Source organism: Polaromonas sp. A23 (genome assembly GCF_002001015.1).
Classification (GTDB): domain Bacteria; phylum Pseudomonadota; class Gammaproteobacteria; order Burkholderiales; family Burkholderiaceae_C; genus Polaromonas.
Genome location: NZ_MUNO01000045.1, coordinates 220,367 through 237,314 on the forward strand (window position 1 = coordinate 220,367; position 16,948 = coordinate 237,314).

15 protein-coding genes are annotated in these 16,948 nt (G+C 61.3%); 10 read left to right on the top strand and 5 right to left on the bottom strand.

Features of this window, described 5'->3' with window-relative positions; genetic code table 11:
* Position 1 precedes the first annotated feature (1 nt).
* Positions 2-1,054: a UDP-N-acetylmuramate dehydrogenase gene (murB, locus tag B0B52_RS20290; RefSeq protein ID WP_077595478.1), complete on the bottom strand. Its 1,053-nt coding sequence runs from the start codon at positions 1,052-1,054 to the stop codon at positions 2-4.
* A 53-nt stretch (positions 1,055-1,107) separates the two neighbouring features.
* Here murB and B0B52_RS20295 point away from each other — a divergent pair, with 53 nt between their 5' ends.
* Positions 1,108-1,593, top strand: a complete 486-nt coding sequence (locus tag B0B52_RS20295; protein ID WP_077595479.1) for a YajQ family cyclic di-GMP-binding protein — start codon at positions 1,108-1,110, stop codon at positions 1,591-1,593.
* A gap of 100 nt (positions 1,594-1,693) precedes the next feature.
* Positions 1,694-2,368 (top strand): TIGR02281 family clan AA aspartic protease, encoded by a 675-nt coding sequence (locus tag B0B52_RS20300; RefSeq protein ID WP_077595620.1) that lies wholly within the window; start codon positions 1,694-1,696, stop codon positions 2,366-2,368.
* 72 nt (positions 2,369-2,440) lie between these two features.
* On the opposite strand, the gene plsY is transcribed toward B0B52_RS20300, so the two are convergent.
* The 3 genes from plsY to B0B52_RS20315 all read right to left on the bottom strand — a co-directional run bounded on the left by plsY (position 2,441) and on the right by B0B52_RS20315 (position 4,755).
* Positions 2,441-3,073, bottom strand: a complete 633-nt coding sequence (plsY, locus tag B0B52_RS20305; RefSeq protein WP_077595480.1) for a glycerol-3-phosphate 1-O-acyltransferase PlsY — start codon at positions 3,071-3,073, stop codon at positions 2,441-2,443.
* Between the two features lie 22 nt (positions 3,074-3,095).
* Entirely contained in the window at positions 3,096-3,587 is a 492-nt protein-coding gene (locus tag B0B52_RS20310; RefSeq protein ID WP_077595481.1) for an aminoacyl-tRNA deacylase, read from the bottom strand.
* Positions 3,588-3,690: 103 nt separating this feature from the next.
* The gene (locus B0B52_RS20315; protein WP_077595482.1) at positions 3,691-4,755 is read right to left on the bottom strand and encodes an aldo/keto reductase; all 1,065 of its coding nucleotides are present in this window, start codon (positions 4,753-4,755) and stop codon (positions 3,691-3,693) included.
* Between the two features lie 190 nt (positions 4,756-4,945).
* Between B0B52_RS20315 and B0B52_RS20320 the strand changes: the two genes are divergently transcribed.
* Entirely contained in the window at positions 4,946-5,605 is a 660-nt protein-coding gene (locus tag B0B52_RS20320) for an OmpA family protein (RefSeq protein WP_077595483.1), read from the top strand.
* Positions 5,606-5,751: 146 nt separating this feature from the next.
* Here B0B52_RS20320 and B0B52_RS20325 read toward each other — a convergent pair whose 3' ends face one another.
* Positions 5,752-7,491 carry an acyl-CoA synthetase gene (locus B0B52_RS20325; RefSeq protein ID WP_077595484.1) on the bottom strand — a complete coding sequence of 580 codons (1,740 nt, stop codon included), beginning with the start codon at positions 7,489-7,491 and terminating at the stop codon, positions 5,752-5,754.
* 50 nt (positions 7,492-7,541) lie between these two features.
* Between B0B52_RS20325 and B0B52_RS20330 the strand changes: the two genes are divergently transcribed.
* The 7 genes from B0B52_RS20330 to B0B52_RS22340 all read left to right on the top strand — a co-directional run bounded on the left by B0B52_RS20330 (position 7,542) and on the right by B0B52_RS22340 (position 16,936).
* Positions 7,542-8,456 (top strand): alpha/beta fold hydrolase, encoded by a 915-nt coding sequence (locus B0B52_RS20330; protein ID WP_077595485.1) that lies wholly within the window; start codon positions 7,542-7,544, stop codon positions 8,454-8,456.
* 85 nt (positions 8,457-8,541) lie between these two features.
* The gene (locus tag B0B52_RS20335) at positions 8,542-12,012 is read left to right on the top strand and encodes a response regulator (protein ID WP_077595486.1); all 3,471 of its coding nucleotides are present in this window, start codon (positions 8,542-8,544) and stop codon (positions 12,010-12,012) included.
* Between the two features lie 165 nt (positions 12,013-12,177).
* Positions 12,178-13,071 (top strand): protein-glutamate O-methyltransferase CheR, encoded by an 894-nt coding sequence (locus B0B52_RS20340; RefSeq protein WP_077595487.1) that lies wholly within the window; start codon positions 12,178-12,180, stop codon positions 13,069-13,071.
* Entirely contained in the window at positions 13,068-13,664 is a 597-nt protein-coding gene (locus B0B52_RS20345; RefSeq protein WP_077595488.1) for a chemotaxis protein CheB, read from the top strand. Before B0B52_RS20340 ends, B0B52_RS20345 begins: the two co-directional genes overlap by 4 nt.
* Before the next feature lie 269 nt (positions 13,665-13,933).
* On the top strand, positions 13,934-15,139 hold the full coding sequence (locus B0B52_RS20350; protein ID WP_254425799.1) for a hybrid sensor histidine kinase/response regulator: 1,206 nt from the start codon (positions 13,934-13,936) through the stop codon (positions 15,137-15,139).
* A 108-nt stretch (positions 15,140-15,247) separates the two neighbouring features.
* Positions 15,248-16,352, top strand: a protein-coding gene (gene prfB / locus B0B52_RS20355; protein ID WP_139352038.1) for a peptide chain release factor 2 whose coding sequence is annotated in 2 segments (ribosomal slippage) — positions 15,248-15,328 and positions 15,330-16,352 — 1,104 coding nt in all. Because the reading frame shifts where the segments join, the coding sequence is not laid out codon by codon here.
* A gap of 20 nt (positions 16,353-16,372) precedes the next feature.
* Entirely contained in the window at positions 16,373-16,936 is a 564-nt protein-coding gene (locus B0B52_RS22340; protein ID WP_139352039.1) for a hypothetical protein, read from the top strand.
* Positions 16,937-16,948 lie beyond the last annotated feature (12 nt).

Below are 16,948 nucleotides of genomic sequence, written 5' to 3' on the forward strand. Positions count from 1 at the left end.
TTCAGACCACCACCGGTTCGGGTTCCAGCAAAATGCCGAAACGTTCATACACGCTGGTCTGGATCGCCTTGGCCAAGGTCATGACCTCGCCGCCGGTCACCGGGTTGGCCGGGCCGCCGCGATTGACCAACACCAGGGCCTGCCGCTCATAAACCCCGGCATTGCCAATCGTCTTGCCCTTCCAGCCGCAGGAATCGATGAGCCAGCCTGCCGCCAGCTTGACGGAGCCGTCGTCCAGGTGGTAGTGAACGATCTTGGGTTCGCGCAGGATGATGTCGGCGCACTGCTCGGGCGTGACGGTGGGGTTCTTGAAGAAACTGCCGGCGTTGCCGATCACCTTCGGATCGGGCAGCTTGGCTTTGCGGATTTCGCAGATCCATTCATAAATTTGTAGCGCGTCAGGCACAACGGACGCGAACTGCGCCATCTTTTTCTCGATATCGGCATAACCCAGCACGGCTTTCCAGGCTTTGGGCAGGGCAAAGCGCACACGCGTGATCAGCGCCTTGCCGGCCAGGCCGAGCCCGTTGGGGCCATTGCTGCTGTGTTTGAAAACCGAATCGCGGTAGCCAAAAGCGCACTGCGCTGCATTGAGCGTGAAGCTTTTGCCAGTGGTCAGGTCGATCGCGTCCAGCGAGTCAAAGCGGTCTTGCAGCTCCACGCCGTATGCGCCAATGTTCTGCACCGGCGAGCCCCCCACGGTACCGGGGATCAGTGCCAGGTTTTCCAGCCCGGGGTAGCCGTTGTGCACCGTCCAGCTGACGATGTCGTGCCAGTTTTCACCGGCACCGGCTTCCACAATCCAGGCTTTGGCCGTTTCGCCGGCCAGCTTTTTGCCCTTGATTTCCACCTTGAGCACCAGTGGTTTGACGTCACCGGTGATCACGATGTTGCTGCCGCCGCCCAGCACGAATTTGGGCACCGCCTGCAGGGCGGGATCGGCCAGCACGGCAGCGACATCCTCCTCGCTGGCAATGCGCACCAGCGCAAGCGCCTTGGCCATGATGCCAAAGGTGTTGGAAAACTGGAGGGGAACGTTTTTCTCGACTAACATGACGGGATTGTCTCACCCTGCCATCCCTGCAACGCAACCAGGAAACTGCAAACATGCCCTCTTTTGACACTGTCCTCGAAGCCGATCTGGTGAAGGTCAAAAACGGCGTGGAGAATACCGCCAAGGAAATCGGCACGCGTTTCGACTTCAAGGGCACGGCCGCCGCGATCGAGCTCAAGGACAAGGAAATCACGCTGATCGGCGACAGCGACTTCCAGATCGACCAGATCACCGACATCCTGCGCAACAAGATGACAAAAAGCGCGGTGGATGTTCGCTTCCTCGATGCCGGCAAAGTGGAAAAAATTGGCGGCGACAAGGTCAAGCAGATCGTCAAGGTCCGCAACGGCATAGAGACCGAACAGGCCAAGAAGATCTCGCAGCTCATCAAGGGCAGCAAGGTCAAGGTGCAGGCCTCCATTCAGGGCGATGCGGTGCGCGTCACCGGTGCCAAGCGCGACGACTTGCAAGCCGCCATGGCCATGATCAAAGCGGAGCTGCCTGACATGCCGCTTAGCTTTAACAACTTCAGGGACTAGAGGTTTGGCCCCCACGCTCCCCACTGCGTGTGGTTCGCTGCCCCCCGAGGGGGCGCTGCGCCTGCGGCCCGGCGAAGCCGGTTCCGCGGCCCCGGCTGGCATGGGATGGAGACACCTCACCCTCTTGCTCATCGCGCTGGCGGCCTTTGGTGGCATGGCGCAGGCCCAGAGTGTGGCCCTGGCCGGCACGCTGGGCAACAAGGCGCTGCTGGTGGTCAACGGTGCTGCGCCAAAATCCGTAGCGGTGGGCGAAAAGCACATGGATGTGAAGGTCATCTCCACGTCCGGAGACCAGGCCGTGCTCGAACTCAATGGCAAGCGCCACACCCTGCGCGTCGGGGACGCCCCGGTCAGTGTGGGCGCCGGGGGAGGCACGGGCGGCGAAGCCGGCAAGAGCGGCAAAGGCGGCAACCGCATCGTGTTGACAGCCGGCACCGGCGGCCACTTCGTGACTCCAGGTCAGATCAACGGGCGCGCCGTGCAGTTCGTGGTGGACACGGGCGCCACGAGCATCGCCATGAGCGCGGCCGATGCCGAACGAGCTGGAATCAACTACAAGAGCGGCCAGCCCATCCAGTTGAGCACGGCCAATGGCGTCGCGCCAGGCTTTCGCGTCAAGCTCAATTCCGTGCGTGTGGGTGACGTCGAGGTGTACGACGTTGACGCCGTGGTCATCTCCCAGCCCATGCCCTTCATGCTGCTGGGCAACAGCTTCCTGACGCGTTTTCAGATGGTCCGGGAAAATGACCAAATGACACTGACCAAACGATTCTGAAGGAAAAGCGGCTGTAGCCCTTATTGTGCGGGCATAAGCAGCTACTTAATTCATAGCAGACTGCAATGCAGCTCAGCTCTTCTTTTTGCCCCCCAGCTTCGACTCGGTTCCCTTGAGCAGCTTGATGATGTTCTCCCGATGCCGGAAGATGAGGAAGGCGCTCATGGCGACCAAGGCCAGCGCCACCAGTTTGTCGACATACCAGAACGAACGGTCGCCTATCAGGTAGTACCAGGGCGCAAATATGGCGCAGGCCAGTGCCGCCAGCGACGAATAACGCGAGAAAAAGGCCACGATGATCCAGGTCGCCAACGTAGCCAGGCCCAAAATCCAGTGCACGCCGAAAAGCACACCGGCCGCCGTTGCCACCCCCTTGCCGCCCTTGAAGCCGAAAAACACCGGATACAGATGGCCCATGAACGCCGCCAGCCCAACGGCGGCCAGGGTGCCTTCGCGCAGGCCATAGTCCTTGCCAAACCACATCACCAGTGCCATCGGCACCCAGCCCTTGACACCGTCAAACAGCAGCGTCAGTGCGGCTGCGGCCTTGTTGCCGGAACGAAGCACATTGGTGGCCCCTGGATTTTTACTGCCGTAGCTGCGCGGATCGTTCAAGCCCATCAGCTTGCTAACGATCACCGCAAACGACAGTGAGCCGATCAGGTAGGCCGCAAGCACGGCGAGGACGGGGTAAACGTAGACCATGTGTTCTCCAGTATTTCTTGTTTTAATCGACCAGCGCGCAACTGACCGATTTTGCGCCCAGCAACTCAACGCATACCTGGGGCGACAGCCCGACCAGGTACCCGCGCCTGCCGCCATTGATGGCAATTTTAGGCAGGGCGAGAATGCTTTCCTCGATATACACCGGCATCGCTTTGCGCGTGCCAAAGGGGGAAGTACCGCCGACCAGGTAGCCACTGTGGCGGTTGGCGATTTCCGGCTTGCAGGGTTCGACCGATTTGGCACCGATCTGGCGTGCGAGATTTTTGGTGGAAACCTTGCGGTTACCGTGCATCAACACCAGCAGCGGCTTCGCATCCTGGTCCTGCATGACCAGGGTCTTGACCACGGTGAACGGATCAAAGCCCAGGACCTCGGCGCTGTGCTGCGCCCCACCATGCTCCAGGTACTCGTAGGGGTGCTCGGTGAAAACTACCCCGGCGATCTTCAACATCTGAGTTGCCGGTGTCTCTGACACGTGGTCCTTTTTGCTCACTGCGGTGCTTCCGTTCAAGTGCCAGCGCGGAACCGGCTTTGCCGGGCCGCAGATGGCGCCCCTTGAGGGGAGGCGCCAAAGGCGCTTCGGGGGGAGCCCATATTTACAGCGCGGGATCCCGCGCGTCCCAACGGATCGCATCAATGGCGGCCAGCAACTCGGGTGACAGCTGGGCGCCCCAGGCATCGAGGTTTTCGTCCAGCTGTGCCACTGAAGTCACACCAATGATGGTGCTGGCCACTTGCCACTTGGTGTAGCAAAAAGCCAGTGCAAGCTGCGTGGGTGTAAGGCCATGCTCGCGTGCCAGGGTGTTGTAGCGGCGTGCGGCGGCAAGTGCTTCGGGTCGGCCCCAGCGCTGCTTGCGCACTGACTCGTATTTGGCGATGCGCGCGTTCTGCGGCGCCTGCGGGCCTTCCACGCCCGACTGATCGTATTTGCCGGTCAGCAGGCCAAAGCCCAGCGGCGAATAAGCCAGCAGTGACACACCGAGCCGGTGCATGGTTTCATCCAGCCCGTTTTCCACCGTGCGGTTCACCAGGCAAAACGGGTTTTGCACCGTCGCCACTTTGGGCAGGCCATATTGCTCTGCCAGGCGCACAAACTCGTGCACCCCGTAAGGCGTTTCATTGGACAGACCGATCGCGCGGATCTTGCCGGCCTTCACCAGGCCACCCAAGGCTTCCAGCTGCTGATGGATGGAGCTGACCGGCTTGTCTTTTGCGGGGTCGAAATACAGCATGCCGAACGCCGGCACATGGCGCGCCGGCCAATGAATCTGGTAAAGGTCAATGACGTCGGTCTGGAGGCGTTTGAGGCTGTCCTCGCAGGCCTGCACGATGTCCTGCTGCGTCAAGTCGGGGCTGCCGTTGCGCACCCAGGCCATGCCGCGCGCCGGGCCGGCGACCTTGGTAGCCACCACCAGCTTGCCTCGTACGCCTGGGCGTTTGGCAAACCAGTTGCCGATGATGGTTTCGGTAGCACCAAAGGTTTCTGCCTTGGCCGGCACCGAATACATTTCCGCCGTGTCGAGAAAATTGACGCCGCGCTCGAGGGAACGGTCAAGAATTGAATGCGCTGTGGCTTCATCCACCTGTTCGCCGAAAGTCATGGTGCCCAGGCAAACCGGGGTGACTTGCAGGTCGCTGCTGCCTAGCTGAATTTTTTGCATTGAAATGGAAAGTGAAAGGGCCGGAAAGAATGCCGCGGCTAGTTTAAGGGGTCGCCGGCATCGCCGCTGGCGGGCAGGATCTCGGGCGATTCGCTTACAAATGCATACCTGATGACCCCCTACCATTCACACACAAAAGCTTTAATCCTTTTTCGCCAATTTTTCGACAATAACTTCTCCAGGAGCTTCCATGAAATTAGTACTCACTTCCCTGACTTGTGCCGCTCTCTTCCTGAGCGGCTGTGCCAACATGAGCGAAACCCAGCAAGGCACCGCAAAGGGTGCGGGCATAGGCGCTGTCGCTGGCGCCGTGATCGGTGCGGCCACCGGCGGCTCCAAAGGTGCGGCAACAGGCGCGGTATTGGGTGGTGCAGTGGGTGCAGGCGGCGGATACTTGTGGTCCAAGCGCATGCAGGACCAGAAGGCTGCCATGGAACGGGCCACAGTCGGCACCGGCGTTGCTGTCAGCCAAACCGCGGACAACCGCCTGAAGCTCGACATTCCTTCGGACATCTCGTTCGCCACCGGCCGTTCTGACGTCAGTTCCAGCTTCGGTCCCATCCTGAACCAGTTTGCGACCAGCCTGAATCAGAACCCGGTCACCACAGTCACCATCATTGGCCACACTGACAACACCGGTAGCGATGCCGTCAACAACCCGTTGTCTGTCGACCGCGCCAACAGCACGCGCAACTATCTGGTGGCACGCGGCGTTTCGGGGAATCGCGTTGCCACCGACGGCCGCGGAGAGCGCGAGCCCGTCGCCGACAACAACACCAGCCAGGGTCGCGCCAAAAACCGCCGCGTTGAAATTTATGTGGCCGAGCCGGTACAAGCCACTGCCAGGTAACTGATTCCCCCTATCGACGCTCACTTCGTGTAGCGCCTTTTCCCCTCCGGGGATGGCGCCTGCAGGCCGGCAAAGCCGGACCTGCGGCCCCTGCTGATAAAGAGAAAAAGCACCCCTCGGGGTGCTTTTTCTTTGTGCGCATGCGCTCAACCGGCCTGTCGGAACCGCTCCTCCTCTTGCAGCCTGAGCACACGTCGCTGCACCTTGCCGGTGGTGGTCATCGGCAGCGCGTCAATGAATTCGATCTCCTTGGGGTACTCGTAGGGTGCCAGCAGGCCCTTGACGTGGGCTTGCAGCTCGGCCATGAGTTTGACATCAAATTCGGCCTCAGCCCCCGTCTTTCGTGCGCGAGCAGCTACAAAATCAGGAGCAAGCACGATGTAGGCCTTGACCACGGCGCCGCGCTCACGGTCGGGTTTGGGCACCACCGCTGCATTGGCCACCGCCGGGTGCTTGACCAGGCAGTTCTCGATTTCGCCGGGGCCGATGCGGTAACCCGCCGCCTTGAACACATCGTCGGCCCGGCCCTGGTACCAGAGGTAACCATCTTCATCGCGGCTGGCCATGTCTCCCGTGCGGCACCAGTCGCCGGTGAACTTGCCCCGGGTTGCGGCTTCTTTTTTCCAATAGCCGAGGAAGAAAATCGGATCGGCATCGCCGTGCACGTCAAAGCGATTCACCGCCACGTCGCCAGGCACGCCAACCGCGCACTCCTTGCCGTCTTCGTCAATCACCGCCACCCGATGGCCCGGGTAGCCCTTGCCCATGCTGCCGGGCCGGGCCGGCCAGAACGCAGAGCAATTTCCCACCACATAGTTGATCTCGGTCTGGCCGAACATTTCGTTGACGGTGACACCCAGCTCGTCGCGGCAATAGGCAAACACCGCATCACCCACGGCCTCGCCCGCGCTCATCATGGCCTGCAGCTTGAGCTTGAACTGTCGGCGCGGCTGCGGGTAGGCCTTCATCATGGCTTTCAGCGCGGTGGGAAACAGGAAGGTATGCGTCACGCCCTGTTCGGCCATCAGGCTGAAAGCCAGCTCGGGGCTGAAGCGCCCGTTGAAGGCCACGATGGGGCGCCCAAAGTACAGCGTGGGCAACAAGGCGTCCATCAGCCCGCCCGTCCATGCCCAGTCCGCCGGGCTCCAGAAAACTGCTTCGGACTTTGCATTCGTTTTGCCGTCAAAACCAAACCAGTTCTGGCTGCAGACAAAACCCGGCAGGTTGCCAATCAGCGCACGGTGCGCCAGCAACGCCCCCTTGGGCGGGCCCGTCGTGCCGCTGGTGTAGATCAGGATGGCTGCGTCGTCCGCCTTGGTTTTCACCGCGGTAAACACCCGCTGCTGTCCGGCCAGTGCCGTTTCATAGTCAACATCACCCTGGCCTGCAGCCGCGCCCGCCGCAATCACCGTGCGCAGCGCCGGGCAGCTCTGGCGAATGGCCTTGAGGCTGGCAATGGAGCTCTCATCACAAATGGCCAGCACTGCCTCGCTGTCCTGCAGCCGGTACTCCAGCGCCTCTGGCCCGAACAGCATGGACAGCGGCATCGCCACCGCCCCCATCTGGAACACCGCCATGTAGGCCACGGCGGTTTCAAAACGCTGGGGCATCACAATCGCCACGCGGTCGCCGCGCTGCACGCCCATCTGCACCAGCACATGGCTCAGGGCGTCGGCAGCCTGCTGCAGCTCGAAATAGGTATAGAAAGTGCCTTTCGCCCTTGATTGGTGGGCGCGGATAGCTACTCTTTTGATAGCGCCTTTACCTGCATCGGCTTCTGCCCAACGCCGGCAGCAGACCTCAGCGATGTTGAAGTACTCGTCAACCTGCCAACGAAAACCCGTGTGCAGGTCAGCGTAATGATCGGGTGTGGACGTGGAGGCCATGTCCCTGTCTTGACTGCGCTTCAAATCGAGTCTCCTTATGATGAGGATCAATGTACAAAGAAAAACGCCCTTCCCGCAGCGAGTTTGTCCCAATACGCGGTATCAATTACCACACGCTTCACTGGGGCGAAGCCAACAGCAACCTGACACCGCTGGTGTTAGTGCATGGCTGGATGGACGTTGCCGCCTCTTACCAGTTTGCGGTTGATGCCCTGTCCGACGCCTTTGTGCAGGGCCGCAGCATCATCGCGCCCGACTGGCGCGGTTATGGAAAAACCGGCGCCAACGGTGCCGACAATTTCTGGTTTCCCGATTACCTGGCCGACCTGGATTTCCTGCTCGACCACTACGCGCCCGGCCGGCCCGTCGACCTGGTCGGCCACAGCATGGGCGGCAATGTCGCCATGCTGTATGCCGGCTCGCGGCCCGAGCGCATCCGCAAGCTGATCAACCTCGAAGGCTTCGGCATGCCCGCCACGCGGCCCAGCCAGGCGCCCGGCCGTTATGCCAAGTGGATGGACGAGCTCAAAAGCCTGCACCGCGGCGAAATGGCGCTCAAACCCTACAACGACGTGGACGGCGTGGCCCGCCGACTGATGCGCACCAACCCGCGGCTGACGCAAGACAAAGCTGACTGGCTGGCCCGCCACTGGGCCGCGCCCGACGCCCAGGGCCAGTGGAACATCCTGGGCGACGCCGCCCACAAGATCACCAACGCCCAGCTTTACCGTGTGGACGAGGTGCTGGAGATCTACCAGCGCATCAGTGCCCCCACGCTGGCCGTCGAGGCGTCCGATGATTCCCTGGGCAAGTGGTGGGATGGCAAATACACGCTGGCCCAGTACCACGAGCGCTTGCAATCGGTGCCGCAAGCCACCACCGCGGTGGTGCAGGATGCTGGCCACATGCTGCATCACGACCAGCCAGAGCAGCTCGCCCGCCTGATCGAGGATTTCCTGGCTTAACAGGCTTTAAGTTCGGTAACGCACACTCAAGGCACCGCTTCTCAGGCACACTCGGTCCTTTATTGCGCTTGGCGCGGGGATATCCATGACCGAGCCAGCTTCCGACAATCAGGAAAACTTCCGCCGCGTCCTGACGCGCAACGTCAGCCTGCCGCTGGGCGTGGGCGCACTCAGCGCCGCAGTTTTCGTCTCACTCATCTTCTATCTCCTGTCCGCCCTGGGCGGGGTCGAGCTGACGGAACGGGCAATCAGCAACGCCAACCAGGTCGCCAAACTGGGCGCCGACATGGAAGCCAGCATGTACGGCTTCCTGGTCACCGGTGAAGAGCCCCTGCTGCAGCCTTTTGAGATCGGCAAGCCACGCATTGCGGCCGAAACCGCCACGCTGGCCGAGCTGGTCCGGAACAACCAGTCCCAGGTCAGCCGGCTCAGGCGCATTGCTGCGCTGCAGACGCAGTGGAACGAGTTTGCACAAACCATCGTCGACCTCAGGCGAAAAGACCTCGACTACCAGGCGCCGGTTCGTTCTGCAGGCGGAAAAAGCCTGACCGATGAAATCCGGCGCGAGTTCGCCGAGTTCATCAGCATCGAAGAGCGCCTGCTGCAGGAGCGCAACGCCCAGGCCAGGAACAACACCACCTGGGGCATGGCGGCTTACCTGCTGTTCAGCCTGGGGCTGAGCGGCCTGCTGGCAGCACTTGGCCACCGCGAACTGCAGCGCCTGTCGGACTCCTATGTAGAAGCAGAGCGCAAACAGGCGGCCACCGCGCTGCTGCTGGACCAACAGCTTTGGCTGCGCACCGGGCAGCGGCAGCTGGCCGAGCACACCATCGGCCAGCAGGCCCTGGAGTCATTGGGCCGCAGCGTGCTCGAGTTCATTGCGCGCTACCTTGATGCGGCAGTGGCCGCTCTCTACGTTCGGGAAGACAACGGCAACCTGCGGCGCGTCGCCGCCTACGGCTTCAGTGCCAATAGCGAAAGTACGGCACAGGCGTTTTACAGCGCAGAGGGCCTGGTCGGTCAGGCGGCGCTTGAAAACCGCGTGCTGCAACTCGACGACCTGCCCGACGGTTACCTGAAGGTCACCTCGGGCCTGGGCCGGGGCTCGCCCCGCCACGTGCTGGTGGTGCCGGTGCATAACGACGGACAGGTCAATGGCGTGGTGGAGCTCGGTTTTCTGCGTGCGCTCGGCGCGCGGGACCTGGAGTTCGTCAACATGATTGCCAACAACATCGGCAACTCCATCCACGCCGCCCTCTACCGCCGGCGGCTGCAAGACGTGCTGGCAGAAAGCCAGCAGCTCAACGAAGGCCTTCAGTCACAACAGGAAGAGCTGCGCACCGTCAATGAAGAGTTGGAAGAAAAGTCGCGCGTACTCAAGGAGTACCAGATCAACCTGGAGAACCAGCAGGCCGAGCTGGAACAAACCAACGAGCAGCTGTCCGAAGTGGCCCTGTCGCTGGACCAGAAAAATGGCGCGCTCAACCAGGCGCAGACCCTGCTGGAAGAGCGCGCTGAAGAACTCAGCCGCGCCAGCCGCTACAAGTCGGAGTTCCTGGCGAACATGTCGCATGAACTGCGCACCCCGCTCAACAGCTCGCTGATCCTGGCCAAGTTGCTGGCCGACAACCCCAAGGGCAACCTCAACGAAGAGCAGGTCCGGTTTTCGCAATCGATCTACTCCGCCGGTAACGACCTGCTGAACCTGATCAACGACATTCTCGACATCTCCAAGGTCGAGGCCGGAAAGCTCGAGCTGACCCCTGAAGACATCGTTCTGGCCCATCTGGTGAGTTCGCTCAAGAGCACCTTTGAGCCCATGGCCAACCAGAAGCAATTGCAGTTCGAGATCAGCATCAGCCACGGTACACCCGTCACGCTGGTGACCGACCGTCAGCGCGTGGAGCAGATCCTGAAAAACCTGCTGTCGAACGCGATCAAGTTCACCGACGCAGGCAAGGTCAGCCTCACCGTATCGCAGCACCCCAATGGCCAGATTGCGTTTGCCGTGCAGGACTCGGGCATCGGCATTCGCCCGGACCAGCAAGGCATTATTTTCGACGCCTTCCACCAGGCCGACGGCACCACCAGCCGCCGCTACGGCGGCACCGGCCTGGGCCTGTCGATCTCGCGCGACCTCAGCGGCCTGCTCGGCGGCGCCATCACACTGGAGAGTCGCGAAGGAAAAGGCAGCTGCTTCACGCTGCTGCTTCCTACCGGCTGGACGCCCGCCCAACAGCCACCAGCCGCCCCGATGGCACCCGCGCAGGTGCAGGTGCCCGCCACAACCCTTGCAACCGTCAAAGCGGCGGCCCCGGAAACAGCGGTGCATGTGCCAGTGTTCCCCGACGACAGGCACAAGCCGCTGGCCACCCGGCTGGTGCTGGTGATCGAGGACGACCCTGCTTTTGCGCAAATCCTGTACGACCTGGCCCATGAGCTGGGTTACGACTGCCTCGTCGCGCACGGTGCGGCGCATGCCATTGAACTGGCTACCCAATTTTTGCCGGCCGCGATTCTGCTCGACATGGGCCTGCCCGACCGCAACGGCCTGTCGGTGTTGGAACAGCTCAAGCGCAACCCGCTGACCCGCCATATGCCGGTGCATGTGGTGTCGGGTGAAGAGCCCCGCGAGCCCGCCCTGCAGATGGGCGCCATCGGGTACACCATCAAGCCCACCACGCGCGAGCAACTCAAGGCGGTATTCAAAAAGCTCGAAGACAAGCTCACGCAGAAGGTCAAGCGTGTGCTGCTGGTGGAAGACGATGCCTTGCAGCGCGCCAGCGTGACCAGCCTGATTGGTGACGACGATGTTGAAATCACCGCCGTGGAAACCGGCGCCAAGGCATTGGCCTTGCTGGCCAACACGATATTTGACTGCATGATCATTGACCTGAAGCTGCCCGACATCCAGGGCTATGAGTTGCTGCAGCGCATGGCCACCAGCGACATCACTTCTTTTCCACCGGTGATTGTCTACACCGGACGCAACCTGACCCGCCAGGAGGAAGCCGACCTGCTGCAGTACTCGCGCTCCATCATCATCAAGGGCGCGCGCTCGCCCGAGCGCCTGCTCGATGAAGTCACCCTCTTTCTGCATCGGGTAGAGGCAGACCTGTCGGCAGAGCGTCAACTCATACTCAAGGCCACACGGGGCCGTGACCGGGTGTTTGAAGGCCGGAAAATCCTGCTGGTGGACGACGACGTACGCAACATCTTCGCGCTCACCAGCGCGCTTGAGCAAAAAGGCATGCTGGTCGAAATCGGCCGCAACGGCTTTGAGGCCATCAGCAAACTCAATGATGTAGAGAACATCGACCTGGTGCTGATGGACGTCATGATGCCCGGCATGGACGGCCTGGAAGCCACGCGCCGCATCCGCCAGGACCCGCGCTTCCAGAAGTTGCCCATCATTGCCGTCACCGCCAAGGCCATGAAGGACGACCAGGAGCAATGCATCAAGGCGGGCACCAACGACTACCTCGCCAAGCCGATTGACCTGGACCGCCTGTTCTCGCTGCTCCGCGTCTGGATGCCGAACGTGGAGCGGGTCTAGTGTTCTGTGCCGCAAATAAGGTGATGAAATGAAATTGTCCAGTCAGCTGTCAGGCAAGGCGCGAGGAGGCGACATAGCCGTAGCTATGGCAACGACGAGTAACGCCGCATGGCGGCTGAATGGGCGATTTCATATCGCCTTTATTTGCGGGACAGGACACTAGCCATGCCCAGAAGAAACGCCCCGGCCTTACAAGCGCGGGGTGCGCCGGCCCATTCGCGAGCCAGCGTCAGCGAGACAGAACTGAAGCTGCTGATGGAGGCAATTTACTTCAAGTACAGCTACGACTTCCGGGACTATTCCGGCGCATCACAAAAGCGCCGCCTTCTGCAGGCCATGGCCCATTTTGAATGCCCAACCATGGAGGCCATGCAGGCCCTGGTGCTGAAGGACGCCACGCTTTTCATGGAGTTGCTGCAGTACCTGACAATTCCGGTCAGCGAAATGTTTCGGGACCCGGCTTTCTTTCTCACCTTGCGCCAGCAGGTGCTGCCAGTGCTGCAGACCTACCCTTCGCTCAAGATCTGGATTGCCGGCTGCAGTACGGGCGAAGAGGTGTATTCGCTGGCCATCCTGCTGCGGGAAGAAGGCCTGCTCGAGCGCTCGCTGATCTACGCCACAGACATCAACCCGCTGTCGCTGGACAAAGCCAGGCGGGGCATTTTTCCGCTGGGCAGCATCAAGAGCCACACAGCCAACTATCAGCAGGCCGGTGGAGAACGGGCTTTTTCCGACTACTACACCGCGGCCTACGACGCTGCCATTTTCGACCCCTCGCTGTGCGCGAACGTGATTTTTTCCGACCACAGCCTGGCGACGGACAGCGTGTTTTCCGAAATGCAGCTCGTGCTTTGCCGCAACGTCCTGATTTACTTCAACAAGACGCTGCAGAACCGCGCCCTCGGCCTGTTTCACGAATCGCTGGGCCACCGCGGCTTCATGGCGCTGGGCAGCAAGGAAAGCATCGAATTTTCTGCGTTCAACATGCATTTCGAATCGCTGGACAAACCCGCCCGCATATTCCGCAAACTCACGGCGCCACCGGCCCAGGTTTCATGAAATCGGCGGCACAAAAACAGGCCATAGAAGCGGTCGTCATCGGCGCATCCGCCGGGGGCGTGCATGCCCTGCTGGTCGTGCTGGCAAATCTGCCGCCCAGCTTCCGGCTGCCCCTGCTAGTGGCGGTGCACCTGCCCGATGACCGCGAGAGCCAGCTGGCCGGGATCTTTCAGCATCGGCTGCCGATTGCAGTACGCGAAGCGGCCGACAAGGAAGGCATTGCGCCGGCGACCTTGTACTTTGCCTGCCCCGGCTACCACCTCTCGGTGGAAATGGACCGGACTTTTTCCCTGAGCTGCGAAGCACCCGTCAACTATTCACGTCCTTCGATCGACATCCTGATGGAATCGGCTGCTGAGGCCTATGGCGCAACCTTGGCGGGCATTTTGTTGACGGGGGCGAACCGTGACGGAGCGGCAGGCATGGCACGGATTCATCAGCAGGGCGGAATCACCATCGTGCAGGACCCCGCCGAAGCCGAGGCCAGAATGATGCCTGATGCTGCCATTCGCAAATCTCCCCCCGATTTTGTTTTGCCGCTGGACGGCATTCGCAACCTGCTGCTCGAGCTGGGTCACACCCATGCCGGGTAAGCACACTTTCACACCCTGTTTGTGCGACAGCGTACAGACAGCCACAGCGATTCACCCGCACCCTTTTGGCAGGAAACCTCTATGCCCCCTTTCACCGCCATGTTTACAGCCATGTTCACTGCCACTTTCACAACCCTCTCTGCCGTCCTGAGCGCCCAGCTCCCATGACCATGGTCAACCTTGAACCAGGCGCACCTCACACACCGCCTGAGGTCAGCCGTTTCCCGGAGTGGCGGCCGCACCCATCCGCCGCCGGCGGAAGGCAGCGCCTGCCCGAAGAAGAAACCACACGGATTCTGATCGTCGATGACCTGCCCGAAAACCTGCTGGCACTGAACGCCCTGATTCGCCATACAGACAGGACTATTTTCCAGGCAACACACGGGGAAGAGGCGCTGGACCTGCTGCTGGAGCACGACTTTGCATTGGCCATTCTGGACGTGCAGATGCCCGGCATGAACGGGTTCGAACTGGCTGAACTGATGCGCAGCACTGAAAAAACGCGCCAGGTACCGATTATTTTTGTCACCGCTGCCGGCAAGGAATCCAATTACGCCTTCAAGGGCTACGAGACCGGCGCGGTCGACTTCCTGTACAAGCCGCTGGACATGGAGGCCGTCAAGAGCAAGGTCAATGTTTTTGTGGATCTGCACCGCCAGCGCAGCGAGAGCCGCCGGCAGGTACAGGCACTGGAGGCAAGCCGGCAGGAGCAGGAAGTGTTGCTGCAGCAACTGCGCACCACGCAGGGCGAGTTACAGGCATCGATTCGCTCGCGCGATGATTTCATGTCCATGGTGGCGCATGAGCTGCGCACGCCGCTCAACACCCTTTTCCTCGAGGCGCAATTGCGCAAGATGCAGCTGGACCGCGGGCGTGCCGACATTTTCGACACCGCCTACCTGCAGGCCATGGTGGCGCGCGACAAGCGCCAGGTCGAGGCCATGATGCGCCTCATCGATGACATGATGGACGCTTCGCGCATACGCAGTAACCAGCTCTCCATACGGCCCGGCCCGGTGGAACTCTCGTCTTTTCTGGCGCGTGTGGTGGACAACCTGTCCAACCAGGCCCTGGCCGCCGGCAGCGCCATCACGCTGGATGCCGGCAAGCCGGTCACCGCGCTGTGGGACGAGTTCCGCATCGAGCAGGTGGTGGTCAACCTGCTGACCAATGCCCTGCGTTATGGCGCAGGCAAGCCGGTGCAAGTCAGCCTGAGCCTGTCGTCGCACGGCGCCTGCATTTCCGTGCGAGACCAGGGCCGGGGCATTTCCGAAGCGGACCAGCAGCGCATTTTTGAACAGTTCGAGCGCATTGCCAGTGACGACGGCACCGGCGGCCTGGGTCTGGGCCTGTACATCACGCGCCAATTGGTGGAGGCCCACGGCGGCACCATCGACGTAAAAAGCCGTCCGGGCGAGGGCTCCGTCTTCACGGTCACCCTGCCCCTGAACCCACCGGCAACGCCCGCCCCCTGAGTCGGGTCCGGACGGGCCCATCCGGCCCACAGGGCCTTCTGGAAGAGCCGCGCCCCGGAGCATGAGAAAATAGCGGGTTGATCCCCCAGACAAGACAGGACCCCTCTCATGGAAGCAGAACACATCAACACCATCGGCAACCAGCTGGCCGATCTGAGCAACCGCGTTAACGAACTTCGGGGGTATCTTTGACTACCCTGCCAAAGAACGTAAATTAAGCGAAGTCAACGCCGCACTCGAAGACCCGAAAGTCTGGGACAACCCCAAACGCGCGCAGGAACTCGGCAAGGAAAAGAAATCCCTGGAAGACGTCGTCCATGTGATTGACCGCCTGTCCCAGGAACTGGCCGACAACGTCGAGCTGTTCGAAATGTCGAAAGCCGAAGGCGACGAAGCCGGCATGCAGTCCATCGAGGCCGAGGCCGCCGTGGTTGCGGGCGAGGTCGAAAAAATGGAATTCCGCCGGATGTTCAACAACCCGGCCGATCCGCTGAACGCCTTTCTGGACATCCAGGCCGGAGCCGGCGGCACCGAAGCCTGCGACTGGGCCAGCATGCTGCTGCGCCAGTACCTCAAATACGCCGAGCGCAAGGGCTTCAAGACGCAGATCGAAGACGAAACCGCGGGCGACACCGCAGGCATCAAGGGCGCGACCATCAAGATCGAGGGCGAATACGCTTTTGGCCTGCTGCGCACTGAAACCGGCGTGCACCGACTGGTGCGCAAGTCGCCTTTTGATTCGTCCGGCGGGCGCCACACCTCGTTCGCCTCGGTGTTTGTGTACCCCGAGATCGACGACTCGATCGAGATCGACATCAACCCTTCCGACGTGCGCACCGACACCTTCCGCGCCAGCGGCGCCGGCGGCCAGCACATCAACAAGACCGACTCGGCCGTGCGCCTGACGCACATCCCGACCGGCATTGTGGTGCAGTGCCAGGACGGCCGCAGCCAGCACAGCAACCGCGACGTGGCGTGGAAACGCCTGCGGTCACGGCTGTACGACTTCGAGCTGAGGAAGCAACAGGAAGCCCAGCAGAAGCTGGAAGACACCAAGACCGACGTCGGCTGGGGCCACCAGATCCGCAGCTACGTGCTCGACCAAAGCCGTATCAAGGACCTGCGCACCAACTACGAAACCTCGGCCACCCAGAAGGTGCTCGACGGCGACCTTGACCCGTTTATCGAAGCTTCATTGAAACAAGGCGTGTAAGCGCAACAACCGGGCACTGTATGAACTGGACTCTGAATTTGACCTGCGCAGTGGCGTGTTCCCTCTTGCTGGGATGCGGGCTTCCTCCACAACAAACCTCGTCTTCGGCAAATGCTGCTGCAGCGACCATTGAAAACATCGATCAGGCCTGGAAGGCTGCGGAAGTTCAAAACGCCGATCCGAAAGCTCAAGCCTATGCCAGGCAATGGGCATTTGGGAGTTCCAACATATGGAACGACAACGGCGTGCGGAAAGTAGTCGTCATGCCCCATGAAAGAGCCATTCTGGAGTGCGTCACCGCCGTGTTCCCGACGCCGACATCAGCCAAACTGGTGTTTGCACTCGACGAGAAGGGACAAGTGACACGGGCGTTCTCCGATCAAACTGGATATTCGGCGGAATGCATTCAGAGCAAGCTGGTCGGGCACCGCATCCCTCCTCCTCCAACCGCTCCTTTTTACCTTTGCACGCAGTACCAGAAACGGGGAGAGTCAGGCAGCACGACAACGAGCTGCGGCCCGCGTCCAAGCCCGGTTGCCTGTGAAAGCAAGGGCACAACCACAACCTGTACGACGCGGCGCTGATGCTTCCCAACC